The organism is Streptomyces sp. NPDC012888, assembly GCF_042900645.1.
GTDB lineage: Bacteria > Actinomycetota > Actinomycetes > Streptomycetales > Streptomycetaceae > Streptomyces.
In genome coordinates, this window is record NZ_JBIBBM010000001.1 from 488,077 (window position 1) to 511,026 (window position 22,950).

The 22,950-nt window shown below is 75.2% G+C and carries 19 protein-coding genes; 10 read left to right on the forward strand and 9 right to left on the reverse strand.

All coding sequences use genetic code 11. From position 1 onward, the window contains the following. Window position 1: 1 nt before the first annotated feature. Window positions 2–1,519 (reverse strand): aldehyde dehydrogenase (NADP(+)), encoded by a 1,518-nt coding sequence (locus ACFY61_RS02125; protein WP_389465706.1) that lies wholly within the window; start codon window positions 1,517–1,519, stop codon window positions 2–4. Between the two features lie 127 nt (window positions 1,520–1,646). Between ACFY61_RS02125 and ACFY61_RS02130 the strand changes: the two genes are divergently transcribed. From ACFY61_RS02130 to ACFY61_RS02160, 7 genes are all read left to right on the forward strand, one after another. Further along, window positions 1,647–2,432 carry an IclR family transcriptional regulator gene (locus tag ACFY61_RS02130; protein WP_389465708.1) on the forward strand — a complete coding sequence of 262 codons (786 nt, stop codon included), beginning with the start codon at window positions 1,647–1,649 and terminating at the stop codon, window positions 2,430–2,432. A gap of 91 nt (window positions 2,433–2,523) precedes the next feature. Then, window positions 2,524–3,525, forward strand: coding sequence for a hypothetical protein (locus ACFY61_RS02135; RefSeq protein WP_389465710.1), 1,002 nt, complete (start codon window positions 2,524–2,526; stop codon window positions 3,523–3,525). Next, window positions 3,522–4,832 (forward strand): sensor histidine kinase, encoded by a 1,311-nt coding sequence (locus tag ACFY61_RS02140; protein ID WP_389465711.1) that lies wholly within the window; start codon window positions 3,522–3,524, stop codon window positions 4,830–4,832. Before ACFY61_RS02135 ends, ACFY61_RS02140 begins: the two co-directional genes overlap by 4 nt. Beyond that, window positions 4,829–5,491, forward strand: coding sequence for a response regulator (locus ACFY61_RS02145; protein ID WP_389465715.1), 663 nt, complete (start codon window positions 4,829–4,831; stop codon window positions 5,489–5,491). Before ACFY61_RS02140 ends, ACFY61_RS02145 begins: the two co-directional genes overlap by 4 nt. Window positions 5,492–5,553: 62 nt before the next feature. Beyond that, complete coding sequence (locus tag ACFY61_RS02150; RefSeq protein WP_389465718.1) at window positions 5,554–7,002, forward strand: peptidoglycan D,D-transpeptidase FtsI family protein; 1,449 nt, start codon at window positions 5,554–5,556, stop codon at window positions 7,000–7,002. A gap of 59 nt (window positions 7,003–7,061) precedes the next feature. Further along, window positions 7,062–7,778: a DsbA family oxidoreductase gene (locus ACFY61_RS02155; RefSeq protein WP_389465721.1), complete on the forward strand. Its 717-nt coding sequence runs from the start codon at window positions 7,062–7,064 to the stop codon at window positions 7,776–7,778. A gap of 70 nt (window positions 7,779–7,848) precedes the next feature. After that, window positions 7,849–8,898: an aminotransferase class V-fold PLP-dependent enzyme gene (locus ACFY61_RS02160; RefSeq protein ID WP_389465722.1), complete on the forward strand. Its 1,050-nt coding sequence runs from the start codon at window positions 7,849–7,851 to the stop codon at window positions 8,896–8,898. A gap of 91 nt (window positions 8,899–8,989) precedes the next feature. Here ACFY61_RS02160 and ACFY61_RS02165 read toward each other — a convergent pair whose 3' ends face one another. After that, on the reverse strand, window positions 8,990–10,078 hold the full coding sequence (locus ACFY61_RS02165) for a pyridoxal-phosphate-dependent aminotransferase family protein (RefSeq protein ID WP_389465725.1): 1,089 nt from the start codon (window positions 10,076–10,078) through the stop codon (window positions 8,990–8,992). Between the two features lie 85 nt (window positions 10,079–10,163). Here ACFY61_RS02165 and ACFY61_RS02170 point away from each other — a divergent pair, with 85 nt between their 5' ends. Together ACFY61_RS02170 and ACFY61_RS02175 are read left to right on the forward strand one after the other, a co-directional pair. Then, complete coding sequence (locus ACFY61_RS02170) at window positions 10,164–11,255, forward strand: amidohydrolase family protein (RefSeq protein ID WP_389465727.1); 1,092 nt, start codon at window positions 10,164–10,166, stop codon at window positions 11,253–11,255. A gap of 283 nt (window positions 11,256–11,538) precedes the next feature. Then, window positions 11,539–12,480 (forward strand): SCO1860 family LAETG-anchored protein, encoded by a 942-nt coding sequence (locus ACFY61_RS02175; protein WP_389465730.1) that lies wholly within the window; start codon window positions 11,539–11,541, stop codon window positions 12,478–12,480. Between the two features lie 62 nt (window positions 12,481–12,542). On the opposite strand, the gene ACFY61_RS02180 is transcribed toward ACFY61_RS02175, so the two are convergent. Together ACFY61_RS02180 and cobC are read right to left on the reverse strand one after the other, a co-directional pair. Next, on the reverse strand, window positions 12,543–13,760 hold the full coding sequence (locus ACFY61_RS02180; protein WP_389465733.1) for a CapA family protein: 1,218 nt from the start codon (window positions 13,758–13,760) through the stop codon (window positions 12,543–12,545). Between the two features lie 111 nt (window positions 13,761–13,871). Continuing rightward, window positions 13,872–15,290, reverse strand: a complete 1,419-nt coding sequence (cobC, locus tag ACFY61_RS02185) for an Rv2231c family pyridoxal phosphate-dependent protein CobC (RefSeq protein WP_389465736.1) — start codon at window positions 15,288–15,290, stop codon at window positions 13,872–13,874. A 91-nt stretch (window positions 15,291–15,381) separates the two neighbouring features. Here cobC and ACFY61_RS02190 point away from each other — a divergent pair, with 91 nt between their 5' ends. Next, a complete protein-coding gene (locus ACFY61_RS02190) occupies window positions 15,382–16,110 on the forward strand; it encodes a ZIP family metal transporter (RefSeq protein WP_389465739.1) in 729 nt (242 codons plus the stop codon). Between the two features lie 2 nt (window positions 16,111–16,112). Here ACFY61_RS02190 and ACFY61_RS02195 read toward each other — a convergent pair whose 3' ends face one another. The 5 genes from ACFY61_RS02195 to ACFY61_RS02215 form a co-directional block, all read right to left on the reverse strand. Then, window positions 16,113–17,528: a cobyrinate a,c-diamide synthase gene (locus ACFY61_RS02195; RefSeq protein ID WP_389465741.1), complete on the reverse strand. Its 1,416-nt coding sequence runs from the start codon at window positions 17,526–17,528 to the stop codon at window positions 16,113–16,115. Further along, the gene (cobO, locus tag ACFY61_RS02200) at window positions 17,522–18,121 is read right to left on the reverse strand and encodes a cob(I)yrinic acid a,c-diamide adenosyltransferase (protein WP_389465744.1); all 600 of its coding nucleotides are present in this window, start codon (window positions 18,119–18,121) and stop codon (window positions 17,522–17,524) included. The genes ACFY61_RS02195 and cobO overlap by 7 nt, the downstream gene beginning before the upstream one ends. Further along, window positions 18,121–20,262: a putative cobaltochelatase gene (locus ACFY61_RS02205; RefSeq protein ID WP_389465746.1), complete on the reverse strand. Its 2,142-nt coding sequence runs from the start codon at window positions 20,260–20,262 to the stop codon at window positions 18,121–18,123. The genes cobO and ACFY61_RS02205 overlap by 1 nt, the downstream gene beginning before the upstream one ends. A 166-nt stretch (window positions 20,263–20,428) precedes the next feature. Further along, window positions 20,429–21,952: a cobyric acid synthase gene (locus ACFY61_RS02210; protein ID WP_389465749.1), complete on the reverse strand. Its 1,524-nt coding sequence runs from the start codon at window positions 21,950–21,952 to the stop codon at window positions 20,429–20,431. Next, on the reverse strand, window positions 21,949–22,938 hold the full coding sequence (locus ACFY61_RS02215; RefSeq protein ID WP_389465751.1) for a cobalamin biosynthesis protein: 990 nt from the start codon (window positions 22,936–22,938) through the stop codon (window positions 21,949–21,951). Before ACFY61_RS02215 ends, ACFY61_RS02210 begins: the two co-directional genes overlap by 4 nt. Window positions 22,939–22,950: the final 12 nt, after the last annotated feature.

The following is a 22,950-nucleotide window of genomic DNA, read 5'->3' on the forward strand; positions in this document are numbered from 1 at the left end:
TTCACGGGGTGACCCGGCGGGGCAGGCCCAGCGGGTTCGCCTCCCGCAGCTCGGGCGGCAGCAGCGGTTCCGGAACGGACTGGAAGGCCACCGGGCGCAGCCAGCGCTCGATGGCGGTGCCGCCGACGGAGGTGGAGTGGGAGGTCGCCGCCGGGTAGGGCCCGCCGTGGTGCTGGGCGGGGGCGACGGCCACGCCGGTCGGCCAGCCGTTCACCACCACCCGCCCGGCGAGCGCGGTGACCCGGCCGATCAGGTCGGCCGCCGGGCCGGAGGCGCCCTCGGTCTCGGCCGCCGACAGCTGGAGGGTGGCGCTCAGGTTCCCGGCGAGCCGGGCGAGCACCGCGCCGGCCTCGTCCTGGCCGGCGTACCGGGCCAGGACGGTGACGGGGCCGAAGCACTCCTCCAGCAGCACCTCGTACGCCGGGTCGGTGAGCCGGTCCGCCGGTACCGACAGGAAGCCGGGTGCGACGGCGTGCTCGCCGTCCGGGCCGGGGGCCCGGGTGGCCTCGACGCCGGGGAGGGCGGCCCGCTCGCGTACCCCGGTGAGGAAGGCCGCGCGCATCCGCTGGTCGAGCAGAACGCCGGGGGCGGCCGCCCCGATCGCCTGCGCCAGGTGGTCGGCGACCCGGTCGCCGTCGGTGCCCTGGGGCAGCAGCACCAGGCCCGGCTTGACGCAGAACTGGCCGACGCCCAGGGTCACCGAGCCGGCCAGACCGGTGCCGATCTCCTCGGCCCGCTCGGCCGCGGCGGCAGGGGTGACCACGACCGGGTTGAGGGAACCCAGTTCGCCGTGGAAGGGGATGGGGACGGGACGGGCGGCGGCCGCGTCGAACAGGGCGCGGCCGCCCCGGACGGAACCGGTGAACCCGGCCGCGGCCACCAGCGGGTGGCGGACGAGTTCCAGGCCGGCGTCGAAGCCGTGGACCACGGACAGGACTCCGGCGGGAAGTCCGTGCTCCGCGGCGGCCCGGCGCAGCAGGGACGCGCAGAGTTCGGAGGTGGCGGGGTGGTCGGGGTGGGCCTTGACCACGACCGGGCAGCCTGCCGCCAGCGCGCTGGCGGTGTCCCCGCCGGGGACCGAGAACGCCAGGGGGAAGTTGGAGGCGGCGTACACGGCCGTCACGCCGAGCGGCACCTTGTAGCGGCGCAGTTCGGGGCGGGGCGGGACGAGGGAGGGGTCGGGGCGGTCGATGCGGATGTCGAGGTACCCGCCGTCCTCGACGGCGTCGGCGAAGGCGCGCAGCTGGTAGGTGGTGCGGGCGAGTTCGCCGGTGAGGCGTGCCGCGCCGAGCGCGGTCTCGGCGTCGGCGGTCTCCACGACCTCGGCCACCGCCGCGTCGAGCAGGTCGGCGGCCGTGCGGAGGAAGGCGATCCGGGTGGTGCGGTCGGCGAGCGCGGCGCGGGCCGCGTGGGCCGCCCGTACGGCCGCGTCCACGTCCTGGGGTGTGGCCTCCACCGCAACCTGTTCCAGCTGCTTCCCGGTGCGGGGGTCCACACTCCAGACTGGTGCTGCTGACATGCCCACTGCCTCCTCGGCTGTTCAGTATTCTGAACGGCGTTCCGGTGGATGAATGATCAAACCTGCTGCGGACTCTATTTCCGCGTCCTCCGGGTGACAAGAGGCGACAAGAGGGGATGGGCGGTCGATGGCGACAGCTGAACGGACGGCGGAGCAGCCGGCGGCGGCACCGGTCAAGTCGGCGGTGCGGACGGTCCTGTTGCTCGAACACTTCGCGGCCCGGCCCGGCCTGCACAGCCTGGCCGACATCCAGAACGACCTCGGGCTTCCCAAGTCCAGCCTGTACATGCTGCTGCGCACGCTGGTCGACCTCGGCTGGGTGGAGACCGACACGAGCGGCACCCGCTACGGGATCGGCGTACGGGCGCTGCTCGTCGGCAGCTCGTACATCGACGGCGACGAGGTGGTCGCGGCCGCCCGGCCCACCCTGGACCGGCTCTCGGAGGAGACCACCGAGACCATCCACCTGGCCCGGATGGACGGCACCAGCGTGGTCTACCTGGCCACCCGACAGTCCCAGCACCACCTGAGGCCCTTCACCCGGGTGGGCCGGCGGCTCCCCGTGCACTCGACCGCGCTGGGCAAGGCGCTGCTCGCCACGCACACCGACGACGAGGTGCGGGCGCTGCTGCCGGAGCGGCTGGAGGCGGTCACCCAGCACACCATCACCGACCGGGAGCAGCTGGTGGAGGAGCTCGCGATGGTGCGCGAGCAGGGGTACGCGGTGGACCGCGAGGAGAACACCCTGGGGCTGTGCTGCTTCGGGGTCGCCGTCCCGTACCGGACTCCGGCCCGGGACGCGGTCAGCTGCTCGGTGCCGGTGGCGCGCCTGACGACGGAGCACGAACAGGCCATCCGGGCGGCCCTGTTCGACGGCCGGGACCGGCTGGCGCTGGTGACCCGCCGCATGTGAGCCGAGGAGGAGGCCTTCCTCCCCCGTGCGGGGGAGGCGGTTCCCCTTCGCGGGGGATCCGGGGCGGCGCGGCGGGCCCGATCGTGGAGACATGACCACGGGATACGCGAACCGGACCGCATCCGAACCGGAATCCACCCCGGGGGCCGCGCACGCTCCGCTCGGAGCGGTGCCCCGGACCCTCACGGGCGTCGCGATCGCGGCGACGCTGCCCTACCTGACGCTGAAGACGGCCTGGCTGGCCGGGAGCCTCGTCGGGATACCCGAGGGCAGCGTGCTGCGCGAGCCCGGCCCGTTCTTCACCGTCGCCAACGCCGTGACCCTGCTGATGGACGCGGCCCTGGTGGTGGTCGTCCTCGCCCTCACCCGGCCCTGGGGGCGGCGCATACCGGCCTGGCTGATGGCGGTGCCGGTGTTCACCGCCACCGGGCTCCTCACCCCGATCCTCGGGGGCTTCCCCGGCCAGCTGCTGATACGGGCACTGGGAGGCGGGCCGGAGCACGGCGGCCGGGACGCCACCGCCGAGCCCTTCCTCGACCCCTGGGTGTTCAACGTCGTCTACCTGGGCTTCTCGGTCCAGGCCCTGGCGCTCGCCGGACTGTTCGTGCCCTACGCCCGGCAGCGCTGGGGACGGCTCTGGCAGGGCCGGCTCGGGGCTCCCGCGTCCGGCCCGGTACGGGCGGTCGCGGTGGCGGGGGCGGCCGGGGCGCTGGCCTTCACCGGTGTCGAGCTGTACTGGGCTTTCGGCGGCGACGCGGGCCTCAGCCCCCATCAGGCGGCGACGTGGTCCGCGGACCAGACGATGACGGCCGTCCTGCACTCGCTGCTGGCCCTGGCCGCGGCGGCGGGCGGGCTGCTGCTGGCCTTCGGCGGTCGGCGGGCCGTTCGAGGACCCCTCGCCCTGGCCTGGGTGGGCGGTTCCGCCGCGGCCGCCTGGGGGGCCTGGCTGAGCATCGCCGGGCTCGCCCCGGTGGACGATCCGGCGAAGGCGCCCGCCGCCCTGCTGCATCTCGCCTACGCTGGCCAAATGATCACTGGACTGCTCGTGGCGACCGTGCTGACGCGGTTCCTCACGGCCCGCCGCGGCGGATGAGGCGGCTGCTCCCGGCCGGGCTGGGGCTCCGCTGGATCCACCAGATACTCGGCGGCGCCCTGCTGATGCCCTACTTCCTGCTGGCCTCGGTGGCCATCGGGACGGCGAGCGGGAACGGCGACGTCTACTCCTCCCTGCCGCTGGTGCTCCTCTCCTACGCGGCGGCCCTGCCGATGGTCGCCGCCACCGCGGCCCTCCCGTTGGTCCGGCCGCTGTCGGTGGCCGCGGTGCGGGCGATGTGCCGGGTGCCCGGGGAGCGCCTGGCCGAGGGGCCGGCCCGGTCCTGGGCGGCGCGGGGCCGGACCGGCGTCTGGTGGACCCTGCACCTCGGGGTCGGGGCGCTGGTCAGCGGGATGACCCTGGCCGTGCCGCCGATGGCGGTGGTGCTGCTGGCGGTGCCGTTCACGCCCGCGCTGCGGCGGGGCGAGCTCGGGGCGGGCCTTCCCCTCTCGCAGGGCGGGGGCTACGCCGCCCCGCTCCTGGGCCTGGGGATGCTGGCCGGCCTGACCCTGGTCGCGGCCGGCGCCGGCGCCCTGCTGGCCCGGGTGGCGCCGGTGCTGCTGGGGCCGACCGGGGCGGACCGGCTGGCCGCCGCCGAGGAGCGGGCCGCGGACCTGGCCGTGCGCAACCGGCTCGCCCGGGAGCTGCACGACGCGGTGGGGCACGCCCTGAGCGCGGTCACCCTCCAGGCCGCGGCGGCCCGGCGGGTGCTGGACACCGACCCGGAGTTCGCCCGCGAGGCGCTGGCCGCGATCGAGGACACCACCCGGCGCACGGTCGGCGAACTCGACGCCGTACTGGGGCTCCTGCGGGACGGCGACGCGGCCCGGCCCGACGCGGCACCCGCGCCGGTCCTGCACACGGACCTCGAACCGTTGCTGGCACGAACCAGGGCGGCCGGCACCCCGGTCACCGTCCACCGCGAACCCGGTGATCCGGGGCACTGGGAGCAGCTGCCGGCCATCGTCTCCAGGGAGGCGTACCGGATCGTCCAGGAAGGACTGAACAACGCCATGAAACACGGCACGGGACCCGTGGACCTGACCGTCGCCGTGCGGCACCGCACCGAGGGGGAACACCGGATGAGCGCACTGGAGATCGACATGACCAACCGGCCGGGCCGCGCGCCCGCCGCCGGGCCACCGCAGCGCACCACCGGCGGCCGCGGCCTGCGCGGCACGGCCGAACGCGCCGCCCTGCTCGGCGGCACCGTACAGGCCGGACCCGACCGGGGGCTGTGGCGGCTGCACGCCGTCCTGCCACTGGCGGGCGCGGACCACACAGCCGCGTACGGCGGTGGCCGATGAGCCCGCCGCCGCTGCGCGTCGTCCTCGCCGACGACGAGCGGATGGTCCGCACCGCCCTGCGGGCCATTCTGGAGGCCGAACCGGACCTGACCGTGGTCGGAGAGGCGGCCGACGGCGCCGAAGCGGTCTCCGTGGTCCGGGCCACCACACCCGACGTCGTCCTCATGGACGTCCGGATGCCCGGCATCGACGGCATACGCGCCACCGAGCAGATCCTCGGCGGGATGGCCGAGCCGCCCAGGATCCTCGTCGTCACCACCTTCGAGAACGACGCCTACGTCTACGACGCGTTGCGGGCCGGAGCCGCCGGGTTCCTGCTGAAGCGAGCCTCGCCCGAGGAGCTGCTGGGCGCCGTCCGGCTGATCGCCCGGGGCGACTCCCTGCTCTTCCCCACCGCCGTCCGCTCCCTGGCCGCCGCCCACGTCCGGGCCGCCGCCCCGGCAGCCCCGTGGGTGGCCAGGCTGACCGACCGCGAGGCCGACGTCCTGCGGCTGATGGCCACCGGCCTGTCGAACCACGAGATGAGCGAGCGGCTCGGCGTCGGACCGCAGACCGTCAAGACCCACGTGGCGGCGGTCCTGGCCAAGACCGGCTCCCGCGACCGGACCCAGGCGGTGATCGCCGCGTACGAAGGGGGCTTCAACATGAAGAAAGGCTGAGAACCCCGCCACAATCGGGGCAGAGCGGAACGCCCGGGACGGCTGCCGCGTCATCCAGAAGGATGAACAAGACAATCAGGCGCGCGTCGGTCTTCTGTCTGCTGCTGGTCCTGGCCCTGCTGGTCCGGGTCACCTGGGTGCAGGCGTACCAAGGCCAGGCCCTCGCAGACGACGACAACAACAAGCGGAACACCATCGCCCGGTACGCCAACCCGCTCGGCAACATCATCGTGGCCGGCGAGGCCGTCACCGGGTCGAAGAAGGTGGACCAGGGCGACTTCGGGTACAAGCGGACGTACACCGACGGCGAGCTCTACGCGCCGGTCACCGGGTACAGCTCGCAGGCCTTCGGCAAGACCCAGCTCGAAGGCGTCTTCAAGGACGTCCTCGACGGCTCCGACAGCCGCCTGAAGAGCCCGCTGGACGTGTTCACCAACAAGCGCGCCGACCCGGGCAACGTGCTGACCACCATCGACCCCGAGGTCCAGAAGGCCGGCTACCGGGCCCTCCAGGGCAAGGAGGGCGCCGCCGTGGCCATCGACCCCGCCACGGGCGAGATCCTCGCCATGGTCTCCAACCCGTCCTTCGACCCCAACCGGATCACCGCCGCCACCGACGGCGCCGCCTGGAAGGAGCTCTCGGCGGACAACGGCAGGAAGATGGAGAACCTCGCCGTCCGCAAGCCGATGGCCCCGGGCTCCACCTTCAAGCTGGTCACCCTCGCCGCCGCGCTGGAGAACGGACTCTTCACCTCCATCGACACCCCGACCGGCATCAAGGACCCGTACGTCATCCCCGGCACCGTCACCCCGCTGAAGAGCGAGGCGGCGACCCCCGCCTGCGACAACGTCTCGCTGCGCACCGCCCTACGGCTGTCCTGCAACAACGTGTTCGCCGAGCTCGCCCACCGGCTGGGCCAGCAGAAGATGCTGGAGACGAGTGAGAAGCTCGGCTTCAACGACAAGAAGCAGGACATCCCCTACCGGGCGACCGCGAGCAAGTACCCCTCGGGCAAGATCTCCAAGGACCAGGTCGCCCAGACCGGCATCGGCCAGTTCGACGTGCAGGCCACCCCGCTCCAGATGGCCATGGTCGCCGCCGCGATCGAGAACGACGGCAAGCTGGTCGCCCCGCACGTGGTCTCCGAGGTCACCGACGCCGACGGCAACGTGCTGGAGAGTTTCAAGGAGCCCCGCACCAAGCAGGTGATGAGCGAGCGGACCGCCTCCATGATCCGTGACGCCATGCGCACCGTGGTCGACGAGGGCGGCGGCAAGCCGGCCAGGATCGCCGGGGCCGAGGTCGGCGGCAAGACCGGTACCGCCCAGCGCGGCGTCAACAACAGCATCCCGCCGCTCGCCTGGTTCGCCTCCTACGCCAAGGCCGGCGGCAAGCAGGTGGCGGTGGCCGTCATGATCGTCAACTCGGACACCGACCGCTCCGAGATCGGCGGCGGCAGGCTGGCCGCACCGGTCGCCCAGAAGATGATGGCCGCGGCCCTCGAGGAATGAGACGTTCCGTACCGGTGTTCCAGCACCTGACCCCCGCCGCATCGGAGAGAAGAAGGAACATGCGCGTCGAGATCTGGAGCGACATCGCCTGCCCGTGGTGCTACATCGGCAAGGCCCGGTTCGAGAAGGGGCTGGCCGCGTTCGCGCACCGCGACGGGGTGGAGGTGGTCTTCCGCTCCTTCGAGCTCGACCCGGACAGCCCCAGGGGCCGGACCGCGCCCGTCACCGAGATGCTCGCCGCGAAGTACGGCCGCACCCTGGACGAGGCGCGCGGCATGGAGGAGCACGTGGCGCGCACGGCGCACGCCGAGGGCCTGGACTACCAGGTCGAGGGCCGCGACCACGGCAACACCTTCGACGTCCACCGGCTGCTGCACCTGGCCGCGGCCCGGGGCCGCCAGAACGCCCTTCTCGACCTGGCCTTCCGCGCCAACTTCGCCGAGGACCGGTCCGTGTTCGACCCGGAGGTTCTGCTCGCCCTCGCCGTCGAGGCCGGCCTGGACGAGGCCGAGGCCCGCACCGTCCTCGCCGACCCCACGGCGTACGCCGGCGCCGTCCGCGCGGACGAGCGGGAGGCGGCCGAACTCGGCGCCACCGCCGTGCCGTTCTTCGTCCTCGACCGCCGTTACGGGATCTCCGGTGGTCAGCCCGCCGAGGTGTTCACCCGGGCCCTGGAGCAGGCGTGGGCCGGTCGCGCGGTGCAGGAGCCGGAATCCGCGGCCGAGGCCTGCGGGCCCGAGGAGGCGTGCGCGGTCCCGCGGCAGGCCCAGGCATAAGAATCTCTTTGAGGTCCAACAGCGAACTCGGCAATGGACTTTGGGATGGTCCTGGCGCAGAGTGGAGCCCATGGACCTTGCCTTCCTGAAAGCCGAGTTCGCTCCCACCACCACCTACGTCAACACCGCCACCTGCGGGGTCCTGCCGCGCAGCGCCGCCGACGCGGTACGCGCCCTCGCGGAAGCCGCGGGCGCCGGGGACCCGGCGGGGTTCGGCGACTTCGAGACGGTCTCGCGGGCGCGGGAGGCCTTCGCCCGGCTCGTCGGGGTCGGCCCCGACCGGGTCGCGGCCGGGTCCTCCGTGGCCGCCCACGTCGGCCTGATCGCCGCCTCGCTGCCTCCTGGCGCGGAAGTCCTCCTCGCCGAGGGCGACTTCGCGTCCGTGATCAACCCGTTCGTGGTGCGCGGGGACCTCAAGGCGCGGTTCGTGCCGCTTGAGGAACTCGCGGGCGCGGTCGGTCCGGGCACCGCCCTGGTGGCGGTGAGCGCCGTGCAGTCGGCCGACGGCCGGGCCGCCGACCTCGCCGCGGTCCGCGCGGCCGCGGCGGAACACGGCGCGCGCACGCTGGTGGACGCCACGCAGGCGGCGGGATGGCTGCCGTTCGACGCCCGGCCCTACGACTACACGGTCACCGCCGCCTACAAGTGGCTGCTGGGGGCCCGCGGGGCCTCGTTCCTCACCGTGTCCGAGCAGGCGCAGCCCGGGCTGGTCCCGCTGCACGCCGGCTGGGTGGCGGCCGAGTCCCCGTGGGAGGCGACGTACGGACCCATGCCGGAACTCGCGCACGACGCCCGCCGCTTCGACGAGTCCCCGGCGTTCCTGGCCTACCACGCGGCAGCCGCCGGCCTCGCCGTACTGGAGCGGATCGGCATCGACCGCGTGCACGCGCACGACACCGCGCTGGCCGCGCGCTACCGGGAGGGGCTCGCCGCCCTCGGGCACGAGCCGGTACCCGGTGACGGTGCGATCGTGTCCGTGCCGGGGCTGGCCGGGGAGCAGCCCAGGCTGGCGCGGGCCGGGGTCGTCACGGCGGCCCGGGCCGGGTCGCTGCGGGCCTCGTTCCACCTGCACAACACCGAGGCCGACGTGGACCGCCTCCTCGACGTCCTGTCCGGCTGACGGGCGCCGGGCGCGCCGGCCCCCGGCGACCCGGCCGGGGTGGCCGGCCGTCCGGCCCGGGCGCCCCGCCCCGCCGGCCCGGCCGGTGCGTTCAGGCCGTCGAGGTCGCCGACCAGGCCGCGCCCGCCGCGGCGAGCGCCGGCGCCGCGGACACCGCCAGGGCCCCCGCCAGGGCCGTCAGCGCGGTCTGCACCGGGCCGAGCCCGGCCGCCGCCCCGTAATGGTTGACCCGCACCATCGAGGAAGCCAGTGCGCCCCCGCCGGCGGCCAGCACCGCCGACGGCTCCGCCGCCAGGGCCTTCGCCACCACCTCCGCGGCCCGCTCCACCCGCAGCGTCGTCGCCACCGGCGCGGCCTCCGAAACGAGCGGAACGTACGGCTCCAGGCCCAGGGCCGACGCCCCCGCCCGGGTCGCCGCCGCGGCCGCCCCGTGCCGCGCTTCCACGGCCGGCAGGCCCTCCGCCGCGATCCGGTCCAGGCAGGCCTCCAGCGCCAGCATCTCCAGCTGCGCCGGCGCGTGCGGCAGGGCGCCGCGGCCGGCGTCGATCCAGCGTTCCTTCCAGTCCAGCAGGGACAGGTACGAGCGCCGCGGCGCCGCCGGGTTCGCCGCGAAACGGGCCCAGGCACGCTCGGAGACCGACACCGCGGACACCCCCGCCGGCCCGCCCATCGCCTTCTGCGCGCCGATCACGCACAGGTCGACGCCCCACGCGTCCGGCAGCAGCGGCTCCGCCCCCACGGAGGCCACCGCGTCCAGCATGAACAGGGCGCCGTGCGCCCGGACCACCTCACCGACGCCGGCCACCGGATTGGTGTTGCCCGTCGCCGCCTCCGCGTGCACCAGCGAGACGAAGTCGATCTCCGGGTTCCGCTCCAGGGCCTCGGCGACCAGATCGGCGGTCACGGCCGTGTGGAACGGCACCTCCAGGTCCACGACCCGCGCGCCGCAGTCCCGCAGCCAGTTCCCGAAGGTCGTCCCGTACGGACCCGTCACCACGTTCAGCGCCGTGGAACCGGGCCGCGCCCCGGAACGGACACACCCCTCCAGCGGGAGCAGCGCCTCGCCCTGAGTGATCACCACGTCCTGGCCGGTGCCGAGGAGCCCGGCGACCCCCCTCTCGATCGACGCGAAACGCTCCGCCGTCAGCGGCGGCAGGTCCAGCAGGGGGTGGGTGCTCAAGGCCGTGCTCTCTCTTCGTCCGTTACTTCCGGGGTTGTCCCGGATACCCCGGAGAGCCTACCGACCGCTTGCGTACAGTGCGCTCATGAGCGAAGTGCTGCATGTGAAGGGGCGCGTGCTGGTCGGGCCCGAGGAGGTCCGCGACGAGCTCTGGGTCGTCGGCGGCCGGATCACGTACGAGCGGCCGCGCGCCGCCCGCGCGGCCGAGGTGACCACGGTGTCCGGCTGGGTGCTGCCGGGCCTGGTGGACGCCCACTGCCACGTCGGACTCGACCGGCACGGCCCGGTCGACGAGGGCACCAGCGAGAAGCAGGCGCTGACCGACCGGGACGCCGGCACCCTGCTGATCCGGGACGCCGGATCGCCGTCCGACACCCGCTGGATCGACGACCGCGACGACCTCCCGAAGATCGTCAGGGCGGGCCGGCACATCGCCCGGACCCGCCGCTACATCCGCAACTACGCCCACGAGATCGAGCCCGCGGACCTGGTCGCGTACGTGGCCCGCGAGGCCGTCCGCGGCGACGGCTGGGTGAAGCTCGTGGGCGACTGGATCGACCGCGAGGCGGGCGACCTGACGGCCTGCTGGCCGCGGGCCGAGGTCGAGGCGGCGATCGCCGAGGCGCACCGCCTAGGTGCCCGCGTCACCGCCCACTGCTTCGCCGAGGACTCGCTGCGCGACCTGGTCGAGGCGGGCATCGACTGCATCGAGCACGCCACCGGCCTCACCGAGGACACCATCCCGCTGTTCGCCGAACGCGGGGTGGCGATCGTGCCGACCCTGGTGAACATCGCGACCTTCCCGCACCTCGCGGACGGCGGCGAGGCCAAGTTCCCCCGCTGGTCGGCGCACATGCGGCGGCTCCACGAGCGCCGCTACGACACGGTCCGGTCGGCCTACGACGCCGGCGTCCCGGTCTACGTCGGCACCGACGCCGGCGGTTCGCTGCCGCACGGCCTGGTCGCGGCGGAGGTCGCGGAGCTGGTCAAGGCGGGCCTGCCGGTCCTGGACGCGCTGTCCGCGACCACCTGGGGCGCCCGGAAGTGGCTGGGCCGCCCCGGGCTCGCCGAGGGAGCCCCGGCCGACCTGGTCGTGTACGGGGCGGATCCGCGCGAGGACGTCGGGGTGCTGGCGGACCCGCTGAGGGTGGTGCTCCGCGGCCGGGTGTGGGCTTGACGGCCGCGTGACGCGAGGGCGCCGGCACTCGTTGGAAGGGCCGGCCCGCGGCTCGCGGGCGGCCGGCGCCCCGGCGCGGGTGTGACGGGAAGGCCTTCACGTTCCACCAGAGGCGAGAAAAATCGAATACATGCGTGGAAACCACCCCTTGGGGTGAACTCACGCCAGGTGCCTGCCTGTTCACCCACAGTGCGTAAAGATTCCCGGGTCGAGGCCGTCGGCGCGCGCAATGTCCCCCATTGGCGGCGCGACGGCTCCATAACTCCATGGGGGTTCCACCACCTTGAACAGCAACACCCTCCGCACACCCGCGGCCCTGCTCGCCGCCGCCGTCCCCGTCGTCCTGTTCGCCGCCGCCCCCGCGCACGCGACCGGCGGTCCCGGTGCCGGATCCGGTGCCGAGGGGAAGGCCAGTGCGGCGGTCCTCCGCACCGGGCTCGACGTCGGCCTGCTCAACAAGACCGTCCACGTGCCGCTGAAGGCCTCCCTGAACGAGGTCAGCGCCCCGGCCACCGCCGGGAAGACCGCCCTGACCGTCACCCTCGACGGAGTCGACCAGGGCAAGCCCGTCAGCGTGCTGCGCGCGGACGTGGCCACGGCCAGGGCGAGCGCCGACCGGACGCGGGCGGCGGCCGAGACCAACCTGGTCAACGCCAAGGTGCACGTGCCGGGCCTGCCCCTGCTCTCCCTGGTCCAGGTGGAGAAGGTCAGCTCCAAGGCCGTGTGCGAGGCCGGACGGCAGCCGGTGGCCAGCGCCAACCTGCTCGGCTCGGTGACCGTGCTCGGCAAGCGGACCACCCTGACCACCGGCGGCCCCACCCGGGTCGAGGTGCCGGGCGTCGGCGAGGTCAGCCTGGTGCTCTCCGGCACCGAGACCACCACCCGCACGGCCGCCGCGTCCGCGCTGCGGCTCAAGGTCTCGGTCAACCCGCTCAAGCTGAACGTGGCCGAGGTGGAGGGCGAACTCGTCCTCGCCGAGGCCCGCTGCGAGTCCCCGGTGCCCGCGTCCCCGGCCCCGCCCGCACCCCAGCCGTCCGCCAAGCCCTCCTCGTCGGCCTCCGCCCTGCCCGATGTGAAACCCCAGACCTCCGGCACCCAGGCCAACCTCGCCGAGACCGGCGGCAGTTCGCTCACCCCGTACGTGGCGGGCGGCGCGGTGGTCCTGCTGGGCGTGGGCGCCGGCGCCCTGGTCCTCGGCCGCGGACGCCACCGCAACGGAGCCTGACCGGCCGGGCGCCGGAACCCCGTCGACCGGTGCCGCGTCGCTCCGCGGAGCTCCGCCGGGCGCTACGGGCGGGTCGCGCGGGTCAGCCCCTGCGCACCCGCCCCCCGGGACAGCACCGCCTCGCCGACCTGCCGGTCCACCGCCGCGTAGTCACCGCGGCCCTGCGGCGCCCCCTCACAGGAGGTGCACACCACCCGGAACGGCGGCCCCATGTCCGAGTACTGGGTGAAGTACTCCGCCTTCACCACCTCCCAGCGGCCCGGGTGGGCGGCCGACGGAGCGAAGGTGAAGCGGGGTACCGAGGACATGTTGCCGCGCTTCTTGTCGGCCGGCACGAAGCTCGCCACCTGGTCGCCCATGCCGAACACCACCCAGGTGCCGTTGATCCGCTCGTACGGCTGCGGCACGTGGTTGTGGGTGCCCAGGATCAGGTCGATGTCGGGCCGGCCGTCGGTGACCGAGGCCGTCAGCGCTTGCGCCAGCTCCCGCTGCCGGGCGTCCGGCGCGGTCTGCCACTCGGTGCCCCAGTGGATGCTGAGCACCACCACCTGCGCCCCGGCGGCCCGCGCGGCCCGGGCGTCCGCGACGATCCGGTCCTTGTCGATCAGGTTCACCGCCCACGGCTTGCCCGCCGGGAGCGGTATCCCGTTGGTGCCGTACGTGTACGAGAGCTGGGCGATCCGGGCACCGCCCGCCGAGAGCAGCGCGGGAGCCCTGGACTCCTCGGCGCTGCGGGCCGAGCCGACGTGTCCGACGCCCACCCGGTCGAGGTGGTCCAGTGTGCGGACGAGACCCTCGTACCCGGCGTCCAGCGTGTGGTTCGACGCCGTGGAACACGCGTCGTAGCCGGTGTCCTTGAGCGCGTCGGCCAGCTGGTGCGGGGCCTTGAACGTCGGATAGCCGGTGTAGGGGCCACCGGGCGGGCCGTACGGTATCTCGTGGTGGCACAACGCCACGTCGGCAGCCGACACCAGGGGCTTCACCCCCGCGAGTATCTTCCGGAAGTCGTACCCCGAACCGCCCGCGTCCTGTGCGGCGCGCTGGACTATCGACGGGTACGGGATGATGTCGCCCGTCGCCACCAGCGTGAACGGCCGCGCCTCCGAGGAGGTCCCGGCCCCGTTGCCCGGCAGCGCGGGCGGCCGCGCCGAAGGCCCCAACCGCTGTGCCGCGGCCCCGCCCCCACCCGCGTCGAACAGCCCGGCACCGGCCCAGACCGCCGCCCCGACCACACCCAGCGCGGCGGTGACGGCCGCCCCGGTCTTCGCCCTCGTCCGCATGCCGTCCCCCCCTGGACCCGGTTACCCGCCCACTGTCGCACGTCCGTTCACCGTACGCAGGGGCGGCCCGCCGGCGCCCCCCACGGCGGCGGGCCCGCCGCCGTACGGCCGCTACCGCGAGGTCAGCGCCAGCGCCCGGTCCAGCGCCTGCAGGAACCGGCCCGTGACCGCCCGCCCCCGCACCGCCACCCGCAGCCAGTCCGGGCCCAGCCCCGGGAAGGTGTCCCCGCGCCGCACCGCGAACCCCAGCGCCCGCAGCCGCGTACGCACCTCGGCAGCACGGTCCACCCGCACCAGCACGAACGGGGCCTCGGCCGCGGCGACCACGGTCAGCTCCTCGAACTCCGCCAGCCCGGCCAGCAGATGGGCCCGGTCCACGGCGATCCGCCGGGCCGCCGCGTCGGCCTCCGCCAGGGCCGCCGGCGACACGCACGCCTCGGCCGCGACCAGCGCCGGAGTGGACACCGGCCACAGCGGCTGCACCCGCTCCAGCGCCGCGATCACCCCGGGCTCCGCCAGCACGTAGCCGATCCGCAGCCCCGCCAGCCCCCAGGTCTTCGTCAGGCTCCGCAGGACCACGAGCCCCGGCAGGTCGGTGCGCCCGGCCAGCGCCTCCCGCTCGCCCGGCACCGCGTCCATGAAGGCCTCGTCCACCACCAGGGTGCGCCCCGGCCGGGCCAGCGCTGCCAGGGTCGCCGCCGGGTGCAGCACCGAGGTGGGGTTGGTCGGGTTGCCGACCACCACCAGGTCCGCGTCGTCCGGCACCGCCGCCGGGTCCAGGCGGAACCCGTCCGCCTCCCGCAACAGCACCCGGTCCACCCGGTGGCCCGCGTCCCGCAGGGCCGCCTCCGGCTCGGTGAACTGCGGGTGCACCACCACCGGCCGGGCCGGCCGCAGCGCCCGGGCGAGCAGGACGAAGGCCTCCGCCGCCCCGGCCGTCAGCAGCACCCGTTCCGCCGGCAGCCCGTGCCGTGCCGCGACCGCCGCCCGGGCGGCCCGCCCGTCGGGGTAGGCCGCCAGGGCGTCCAGCGAGCCCGCGATCCGCTCCTTCAGCCAGGCCGGCGGCGTGTCGGACCGTACGTTGACGGCGAGGTCGACCAGACCGGCCCCGGCGTCCACCACCTCGGCGTCCCCGTGGTGGCGCAGGTCGTGCGCCTCCGCCGTGGCGACCGCGCAGGTCGCCGCCGCCGACCGGCGCTTGGGCACCAGCAGCCGCCCGCCCCCCGCGAGGGCGGCGGCCTCCGCCACCGAGGGCGTGCCCACGGCCGCCGCGGCGGCCTCCGACGGCCGCTCCACGGGGACCCCGGCCAGCCGCTCCGCCGGGTAGCCGATCAGCGGCACGCCGAAACGTTTCGCCGCCTCGGCGATCCCCGCCTCCCCGGTCTTCGACTCGACCGTCGCGAGCGCCGTCACCGCGCCGCGGCCCAGCCCGGCACCGCGCAACGCCTCCTCGACCAGCCCGCAGACCTCCTCCGCCGAAACCCCGGCGCGCCCGCCGACCCCGACGACCACCTGCTCGTACTCACCCATCCGGGGTCCTTTCCCAGTCCTCGGGTCCTTGTTGGCGGTTGCCCCGCGCGCGCACGTGCGTCCGGCCCCGGCCGTCGGTTTTCCTGGGCACATGGCCGTGATCGTGGCGCTGGGCGCGTTCCTGATGACCCTCGCGGGCGGGTGGACGGCGCAGCGCGTCACCGACCGCCGCCACCTCGTCCTCGGCCTCGCCGGCGGGCTGATGCTCGGGGTCGTCGGCCTGGACCTCCTCCCCGAGGCACTGGGCGCGGCGGGCCGGCCGGTCTTCGGGGTCCCCCTCGCCCTGCTGCTCTTCGTCGCCGGCTTCCTCGCCGCGCACTGCGTGGAACGCCTGCTCGCCCTGCGCCAGGCCGCGCACGGAGCGGAGAACGGCGGCGGCCGCGTCCCCCAGGTCGGCCTGACCGCCGCGGCGGCCATGGTCGTCCACAGCCTGGCCGACGGCATCGCGCTCGGCGCCGCCTTCCAGGTCGGCGGCGGCATGGGCGTGGCCGTCGCGCTGGCCGTCATCACCCACGACTTCGCCGACGGCTTCAACACCTACACCCTCACCCGGGTGTACGGGAACGCCCGCCGCAAGGCCCTGCTGATGCTGTTCGCGGACGCCCTCGCACCCGTCGTCGGAGCGGCGTCCACCCTGCTGGTCACGTTTCCCGAGGGCCTGCTCGGCGGATACCTCGGCTTCTTCGGCGGGGTACTGCTCTACCTGGCCGCCGCCGAGATCCTGCCCGAGGCCCACCACCGGCACCCGGCCCTGTCCACCCTGCTGTGCACGGTGGGCGGGGTGGCCGGCATCTGGCTGGTGGTGGGCGTCGCGGAATGAACTCACCGTTCGGCCCGGGACTCCCGCGCGGCCCCGAACTCCCGCGCCGCCCGCGCGAACCGCGAGGCCACCGAGGGCAGGGCGGCCCAGTGCGTGTGCAGGTAGCTGGCGTGCACCCCCTGCCGTACGAAGCCCTCCACGCGCCGCTCGGGATGGGTGAACCCCCACGCCGGGGCGGCACCGGCACCCGGCTCCACCACCGTGCGGTGGAACTCGTGCCCGCGCATCCGGGTCCCGGTGGCCGCCAGCGGGCTGTCCGACACGGCGACCGCCTCCCGGTAGCCCAGGGTCAGCCGTTCCGACATCCGCGCGTCCGCGTCCAGCACCCCGCACATCGGCCTGCCGTCCAGCGAACGCGCCAGGTACAGCAGCCCGGCGCACTCCGCGGCGACCGGCGCGCCCGCCGCGGCCAGCTCCGCCACGGCCTTGCGCAGCGGCTCGTTCGAGGCGAGCTCCGGGGCGTACACCTCGGGGAAGCCACCGCCGACCACGAGGCCCGCCGTACCCTCCGGCAGATCCTCGTCGTGCAGCGGGTCGAAGCCGACGACCTCCGCCCCGGCCGCGGTGAGCAGTTCGGCGTGCTCGGCGTACGAGAAGGTGAACGCGGGGCCTCCGGCGACGGCGACCCGGGGGCGCCCCGCGGTGTCCGGCGCGTCCGCACCCGTGCCGGCCTCCGTCCCCGCCACGGCGGTGGCCGGATCCCACGCCGTGACCGCGAGCGGCGGCGCCGAACGGGCCAGCGCCAGCAGGGCTTCCAGGTCGCAGCCCGCCCGCACCTGCTCCGCCAGCGCGGCGACCGCCGCCAGCGCGTCCGCCCGCCGTTCCGCCACCGGCACCAGACCCAGGTGCCGCGACGGCGTCGACACCTGCGGAGCCCGCCGCAGCACGCCGAGCACCGGCGTGCCGGCCTCCTCCAGCGCCTCCCGCAGCATCGCCTCGTGCCGGTCCGAGCCGACCTTGTTCAGGATCACCCCGCCCAACCGCACCTGCGGGTCGAACGAGGCGAAACCGTGCACCAGCGCCGCCACCGACCGGGACTGCGAGGACGCGTCCACCACCAGCACCACCGGCGCCCGCAGCAGCTTCGCCACCTGCGCCGTCGACGCCAGCTCGCCCCGCCCCGCGGCCCCGTCGTACAGGCCCATCACGCCCTCGACCACGGCCAGGTCGCAGCCGGCCGCCCCGTGCGCGAACAGCGGGCCGATCAGCTCCGTCCCGCACATGAACGCGTCCAGGTTGCGGCCCGCCCGCCCCGTGGCCAGCGCGTGGTAGCCGGGGTCGATGTAGTCCGGGCCGGTCTTGTGCGGGGACACGGCCAGGCCGCGCTCCGCGAACGCGGCCATCAGCCCCGTCGCGACGGTGGTCTTGCCGCTGCCCGACGAAGGAGCGGCGACGACCAGACGCGGAACGTTCACCACTCGATGCCCTTCTGGCCCTTCTGGCCGGCGTCCATCGGGTGCTTGACCTTGGTCATCTCGGTGACCAGGTCCGCGAACTCCACCAGCTTCCCCGGCGCGTTGCGGCCGGTGATCACCACGTGCTGGGTGCCGGGCCGGTTCCGCAGCACCTCGATCACCTCGTCCACGTCGATCCACCCCCAGTGCATCGGGTACGCGAACTCGTCGAGCACGTAGAGGCGGTGGGTCTCGGCCGCGAGGTCCCGCTTGACCTGCTCCCAGCCCTCCTTCGCCGCCTGCTCGTTGTCCAGCTGGGCGTCCCGCTGCACCCAGGACCAGCCCTCGCCCATCTTGTGCCAGACGACCGTGCCGCCCTCACCGGAGGCGCCGAGCACCTTGAGCGCGTTCTCCTCGCCCACCTTCCACTTCGCCGACTTGACGAACTGGAACACCCCGATCGGCCAGCCCTGGTTCCAGGCGCGCAGCGCCAGCCCGAAGGCCGCCGTCGACTTCCCCTTGCCCGGCCCGGTGTGGACGAAGACCAGCGGACGGTTGCGCCGCTGGCGCGTGGTCAGACCGTCGTCGGGAATCACGGTCGGCTGTCCCTGGGGCATTACGCGACCCTCCTGTTGTCGTAGTGGTGCGAAACGGATGTACGTACGTCCTTCACGAGCCCGGCCAGCGAGTCGGCCCGCAACCCGTCGAGGGTGACCGCCGGACCGCCCAGGTCCGCGGCCAGCGCCCCGGCCAGCCCCAGCCGCACCGGGCCGGACTCGCAGTCCACGACCACCGAGGCGATGCCCTCGGCGGCCAGCAGCCCCGCGCCGCGCCGGGCGGCCTCCCGCGGGTCCCCGCCCACCGGCCCGGCCGAGGTGGCCCGGCCGTCGGTGACCACGACCAGCAGCGGCCGGCGGGAGGGGTCCCGCAGCCGCTCGACCCGCAGCACCTCACGGGCCTTCAGCAGGCCGGCGACCAGCGGCGTCCGGCCGCCCGTCGGCAGCCGGTCCAGCCGGGCCGCGGCCGCGTCGACCGACGAGGTCGGCGGCAGCGCCAGTTCGGCCTCCGCCCCCCGGAAGGTGACCAGGCCCACCTTGTCCCGGCGCTGGTAGGCGTCCAGCAGCAGCGACAGCACCGCCCCCTTGACGGCGGCCATGCGCTGCCGGGCCGCCATCGAGCCGGAGGCGTCGACCACGAACAGCACCAGGTTGCCCTCCCGGCCCTCCCGGGTCGCCTGCCGCAGGTCGTCCTTGCGGACGACCAGGCCGCGCCCGGACCGGCCGCGGGCCCGCTGGTGCGGCGCGGCCGCCCACACGGTCGCCGCCAGGTGCAGCTTCGTCAGCTGCCCGCGCGGCCGCTGCGCGCCGGTGGTGCGCCCGTGTGCCGTACGGGCGCGGGAGCGGCGCCCGGACGCGCCCTCGCCGAGGCCCGGCACGCTGAGCACGCGGGTCCGGAACGGGTCGCCCGCGCGTACGGCGGGCTGCTCGGCGGCGGCCCCGCCGCGGGCGGGGGCCGGCTCCGGCTCCTGCTCCGGCCCGTCGCCGGGCTCCGGCGCGGGGCCCTCCGGGGGCTCCTGGGTGCGGTCCGGCCCGTCGGCGGGCCCGGTCTGGGGCGGCACCCCGCCGCCGTCGGGGCCGCCGTCGGGGCCGCCGCCCTCCGGGCCGCCGTCGCCGTCCGGGCCCTGGTCGGGCTCGGGCTCCGGGTCCGGGTCCGGCTCCGGGGCGGGGTCCTGGTCGGGGTCCTCGTCGGGGAAGCCGTCCAGGATCCGGTCCAGCAGGTCCTCGTCCAGGCCGGGCGCGTCGAACGGGCTGCGCCGCCGCCGGTGGGGGAGCGCCAGCAGGGCCGCCTGCCGGACGTCCTCCTTCCGTACGGAGGTCCGGCCGGCCCACGCCGCCAGCGCGGTCGCGGTGCGGGCCATGACCAGGTCCGCGCGCATGCCGTCCACCTCGAAGCCGGCGCAGACCGCGGCGATCCGGAGCAGCGCGCCGTCCCCGAGCCGGACCTGCGGCAGCAGCGCCCGCGCCGCCACCACCCGGGCCCGGACCTCGGCCTCGCTCCCGGCCCAGCGCTCGGCGAACGCGGCGGGGTCGTCCTCGTACGCGAGCCTGCGCCGGACCACCTCGACCCGCTGCTCGGGCTCCCGGGAGGCGGCGACCTCGACGGTCAGGCCGAACCGGTCCAGCAACTGCGGGCGCAGCTCGCCCTCTTCGGGGTTCATCGTGCCGACGAGCATGAACCGGGCGGCGTGCCGGACGGAGACGCCCTCGCGCTCGATGTGGCAACTGCCCATGGCGGCGGCGTCCAGCAACGAGTCCACCAAGTGATCATGGAGCAGATTGACCTCGTCGACGTAGAGGATGCCGCGGTGCGCGGCCGCGAGCAGGCCCGGCTCGAAGGCCTTCACCCCCTCGGCGAGAGCCCGTTCGATGTCGAGCGCGCCGACCAGGCGGTCCTCGGAGGCGCCGACCGGAAGCTCCACCATCCGGGTGAGCCGTGCCGTACCGGGGCCCGGCTCGTGGGGGCCGTCAGGGCAAGCCGGGTCCGGGACGGCGGGCACGCAGCTGAAGCGGCAGCCGGGTACGACGTCGACCTCCGGCAGCACGGCGGAAAGTGCACGCACCGCCGTCGATTTGGCCGTACCCTTCTCGCCACGCACCAGCACCCCGCCGACCGCCGGGCTGACGGCGTTGAGGAGCAGCGCCAGCCGGAGGTCGTCCTGGCCGACCACGGCCGAGAAAGGGAAGAAGGCGCTACTCATGAACCGATCACTCCTTCGAGTGGCTTGATGTCGATGCGCACGCTCAGCCGTCCGGGGGCACCCGGACTGACTGCATGCTCCCTGCCCCGGCAGGGCTGATCCGCTCCTGCACGACCACCTGGTGGATGTGCTTCCGTGCTCCCCGCACGTGCGGGGATGGTGCCGGTCACGGCGCGCCCGGCGGGAGGAACGGGAGGTCCGCCGGGGCGCCGGACTCGATCAGGCGGAGCAGGGCGTCCGTGTCCGCGTGTTCCTCGACGAGGTCGGCCAGCAGCTCCAGCTGTTCCTCCCGGAGGGAGGAGAACGACGTGTCCGGCGCCGGCACGAAGCGGCGGCCCGCCGCCGCCGCGACCTCGCGCAGGAAGGCCCGGCGGAAGCCGTCCGACTCCAGGGAGCCGTGCCAGTGCGTGCCCCACACCGAGCCCACCCGGCAGCCGTCCAGGAACGGCTCCCCGCCCAGGACCTCGGCCACGCCGTGGTGGATCTCGTAGCCGTCGACGGGCTCACCGAGCGCCGTGCCCGCCGGCCGGGCCAGGGTCTTCTCCCGGGCGAAGCGGACCCGGACCGGCAGCAGGCCGAGGCCGGCCACCACGCCCGCCCGGGACTCCACCTCGTCCTCGATCCGCTCGCCCAGCGCCTGGAAGCCGCCGCAGATGCCCAGCACCGGCCGGCCCTCGGCGGCCCGCCGGGCCAGAGCCGCGGCCAGCCCCCGCTCCCGCAGCCACTCCAGGGCCTTCACCGTGCCCCGGGTGCCGGGGACCACGACGAGGTCCGCGTCGGACAGCTCCTCCGGCCGGTCCACGAACCGCACGACCACGCCGGGCTCGGCCGCCAGCGCGTCCACGTCCGTGAAGTTGGACATCAGCGGCACCGCGCAGACGGCGACCCGCAGCACGTCCTCGCCGACCGGCGGGGCGACGACCGACTCGCGCACGGCGCCGCGCAGGGAGACCCGCAGCCCGTCCTCCTCGTCGATGCCCAGCCCGTGCCGGAACGGCAGCACCCCGTACGTGGCCCGCCCGGTCATCGACCGGAGCATCTCCATGCCGGGCTCCAGCAGGGACACGTCCCCGCGGAACTTGTTGACCAGGTAGCCGGCGATCAGCGACTGGTCCTCGCGGGACAGCAGGGCCGTGGTGCCGAAGAAGGAGGCGAAGACCCCGCCCCGGTCGATGTCCCCGACCACCACCACCGGGAACCGCGCGGCACGCGCGATCCCCATGTTCACGATGTCGGTGCGCCGCAGGTTGATCTCGGCGGGACTGCCCGCGCCCTCGCAGATCACCGCGTCGTAGGTTGCCCGCAGCTGCTCCAGGCAGTCGGTGACCACGCCGAGCAGCTGCTCCTGCCGGCCCCCGTGGTAGCCGCGCGCGCTCATCTCGCCGACCGGCTTGCCCAGCAGCACCACCTGGCTGGAGCGGTCACTGCCCGGCTTGAGCAGTACCGGGTTCATCAGGGCGGTCGGCTCGACCCGGGCCGCCTGCGCCTGCATGGCCTGCGCCCGGCCGATCTCCGCGCCCTCGCGGGTCACGAACGAGTTCAGCGACATGTTCTGCGCCTTGAACGGGGCCACCTTCACGCCCCGGCGCACCAGCCACCGGCAGATGCCCGCCGTGACCACGCTCTTGCCCGCGTCGGAGGTGGTGCCCGCGACGAGCAGCCCCCCGCCGCGCCTGCCGGTCCCGCTCATCCGCGTCCCCTCCGTACCCCTCGGCTCCGTACCCCTCGGCTCCGCACCGCCCGCCCGGCCAGCAGCCGCGCCGCCGCGCACGCACCCAGCGCCAGCCAGGTCACCTGCCGGGACAGCCGGACCGCCCGCTCGATGTCCGCGACCTCCACCGGCCGCCCCGTCCCGCCGTTCAGCACCGCCCGGTGCTCGGTCCGGCCCCCGTACGAGAGGGTCCCGCCGAGCCGGACCCCGAGGGCGCCGGCGAAGGACGCCTCGACCGGGCCGGCGTTGGGGCTCGGGTGCGCGGCCGCGTCGGCCCGCCAGGCCCGGACCGCCCCCCGGCGGTCCGGGCCGGCGACCACCGCGGCCAGTGCGGTCAGCCGGGCGCCCGGCCAGCCCGCCACGTCGTCCAGCCGGGCGGAGGCCCAGCCGTAGCGCAGGTAGCGGGGCGACTTGTGGCCGACCATCGCGTCCAGGGTGTTCACGGCGCGGAAGGCGAGCAGCCCGGGCACGCCCGCGACGGCCCCCCACACCAGGGCGCCCACGACCGCGTCGGAGGTGTTCTCGGCGACGGACTCCACCACGGCGCGGGCCATCTGCTGCCCGTCGAGGGAGTGCGGATCGCGTCCGCACAGGTGGGGGAGGCGCTCCCGGGCCACGTCGGTGTCCCCGACGGCCAGGGCCCCGCCGATGGCACGGGCCTCGCGGGCCAGGGAGGTGCCGCCGACCACGGCCCAGGTGGCCGCCGCGGTCAGCGCGACACGGGCGGCCGCGGGCCGGGAACGCACGGCGCGCGCGCCCAGCACGCCCACCGCGGCGGCGCCCCCGGCGCAGACCAGGGTGTGCACCACACCCCGTGAGCGCCGGTCGCGCCAGAGGGCGCGTTCCACGGCGGCAGCGGCTCTTCCGAAGGCGGCGACGGGGTGCCCGCGGCGAGGATCCCCGAGGATCCGGTCGCCGATCAGGCCCACCGTGGCGCCGTACGCGAAAACGCGGTCGGCACGCATGTGGCAGGTATG

Bases quoted from the DNA above. Each gene is read 5' to 3' on its own strand.
- ACFY61_RS02205 (WP_389465746.1), bottom strand. From the start codon at position 20,262: ATGAGTAGCGCCTTCTTCCCTTTCTCGGCCGTGGTCGGCCAGGACGAC.
- ACFY61_RS02170 (WP_389465727.1), top strand. From the start codon at position 10,164: ATGAGCGAAGTGCTGCATGTGAAGGGGCGCGTGCTGGTCGGGCCCGAG.
- ACFY61_RS02180 (WP_389465733.1), bottom strand. From the start codon at position 13,760: ATGCGGACGAGGGCGAAGACCGGGGCGGCCGTCACCGCCGCGCTGGGT.
- ACFY61_RS02155 (WP_389465721.1), top strand. From the start codon at position 7,062: ATGCGCGTCGAGATCTGGAGCGACATCGCCTGCCCGTGGTGCTACATC.
- ACFY61_RS02190 (WP_389465739.1), top strand. From the start codon at position 15,382: ATGGCCGTGATCGTGGCGCTGGGCGCGTTCCTGATGACCCTCGCGGGC.
- ACFY61_RS02210 (WP_389465749.1), bottom strand. From the start codon at position 21,952: ATGAGCGGGACCGGCAGGCGCGGCGGGGGGCTGCTCGTCGCGGGCACC.
- ACFY61_RS02160 (WP_389465722.1), top strand. From the start codon at position 7,849: ATGGACCTTGCCTTCCTGAAAGCCGAGTTCGCTCCCACCACCACCTAC.
- cobC (WP_389465736.1), bottom strand. From the start codon at position 15,290: ATGGGTGAGTACGAGCAGGTGGTCGTCGGGGTCGGCGGGCGCGCCGGG.
- ACFY61_RS02140 (WP_389465711.1), top strand. From the start codon at position 3,522: ATGAGGCGGCTGCTCCCGGCCGGGCTGGGGCTCCGCTGGATCCACCAG.
- ACFY61_RS02215 (WP_389465751.1), bottom strand. From the start codon at position 22,938: ATGCGTGCCGACCGCGTTTTCGCGTACGGCGCCACGGTGGGCCTGATC.
- ACFY61_RS02150 (WP_389465718.1), top strand. From the start codon at position 5,554: ATGAACAAGACAATCAGGCGCGCGTCGGTCTTCTGTCTGCTGCTGGTC.
- ACFY61_RS02145 (WP_389465715.1), top strand. From the start codon at position 4,829: ATGAGCCCGCCGCCGCTGCGCGTCGTCCTCGCCGACGACGAGCGGATG.
- ACFY61_RS02130 (WP_389465708.1), top strand. From the start codon at position 1,647: ATGGCGACAGCTGAACGGACGGCGGAGCAGCCGGCGGCGGCACCGGTC.
- ACFY61_RS02125 (WP_389465706.1), bottom strand. From the start codon at position 1,519: ATGTCAGCAGCACCAGTCTGGAGTGTGGACCCCCGCACCGGGAAGCAG.
- ACFY61_RS02135 (WP_389465710.1), top strand. From the start codon at position 2,524: ATGACCACGGGATACGCGAACCGGACCGCATCCGAACCGGAATCCACC.
- cobO (WP_389465744.1), bottom strand. From the start codon at position 18,121: ATGCCCCAGGGACAGCCGACCGTGATTCCCGACGACGGTCTGACCACG.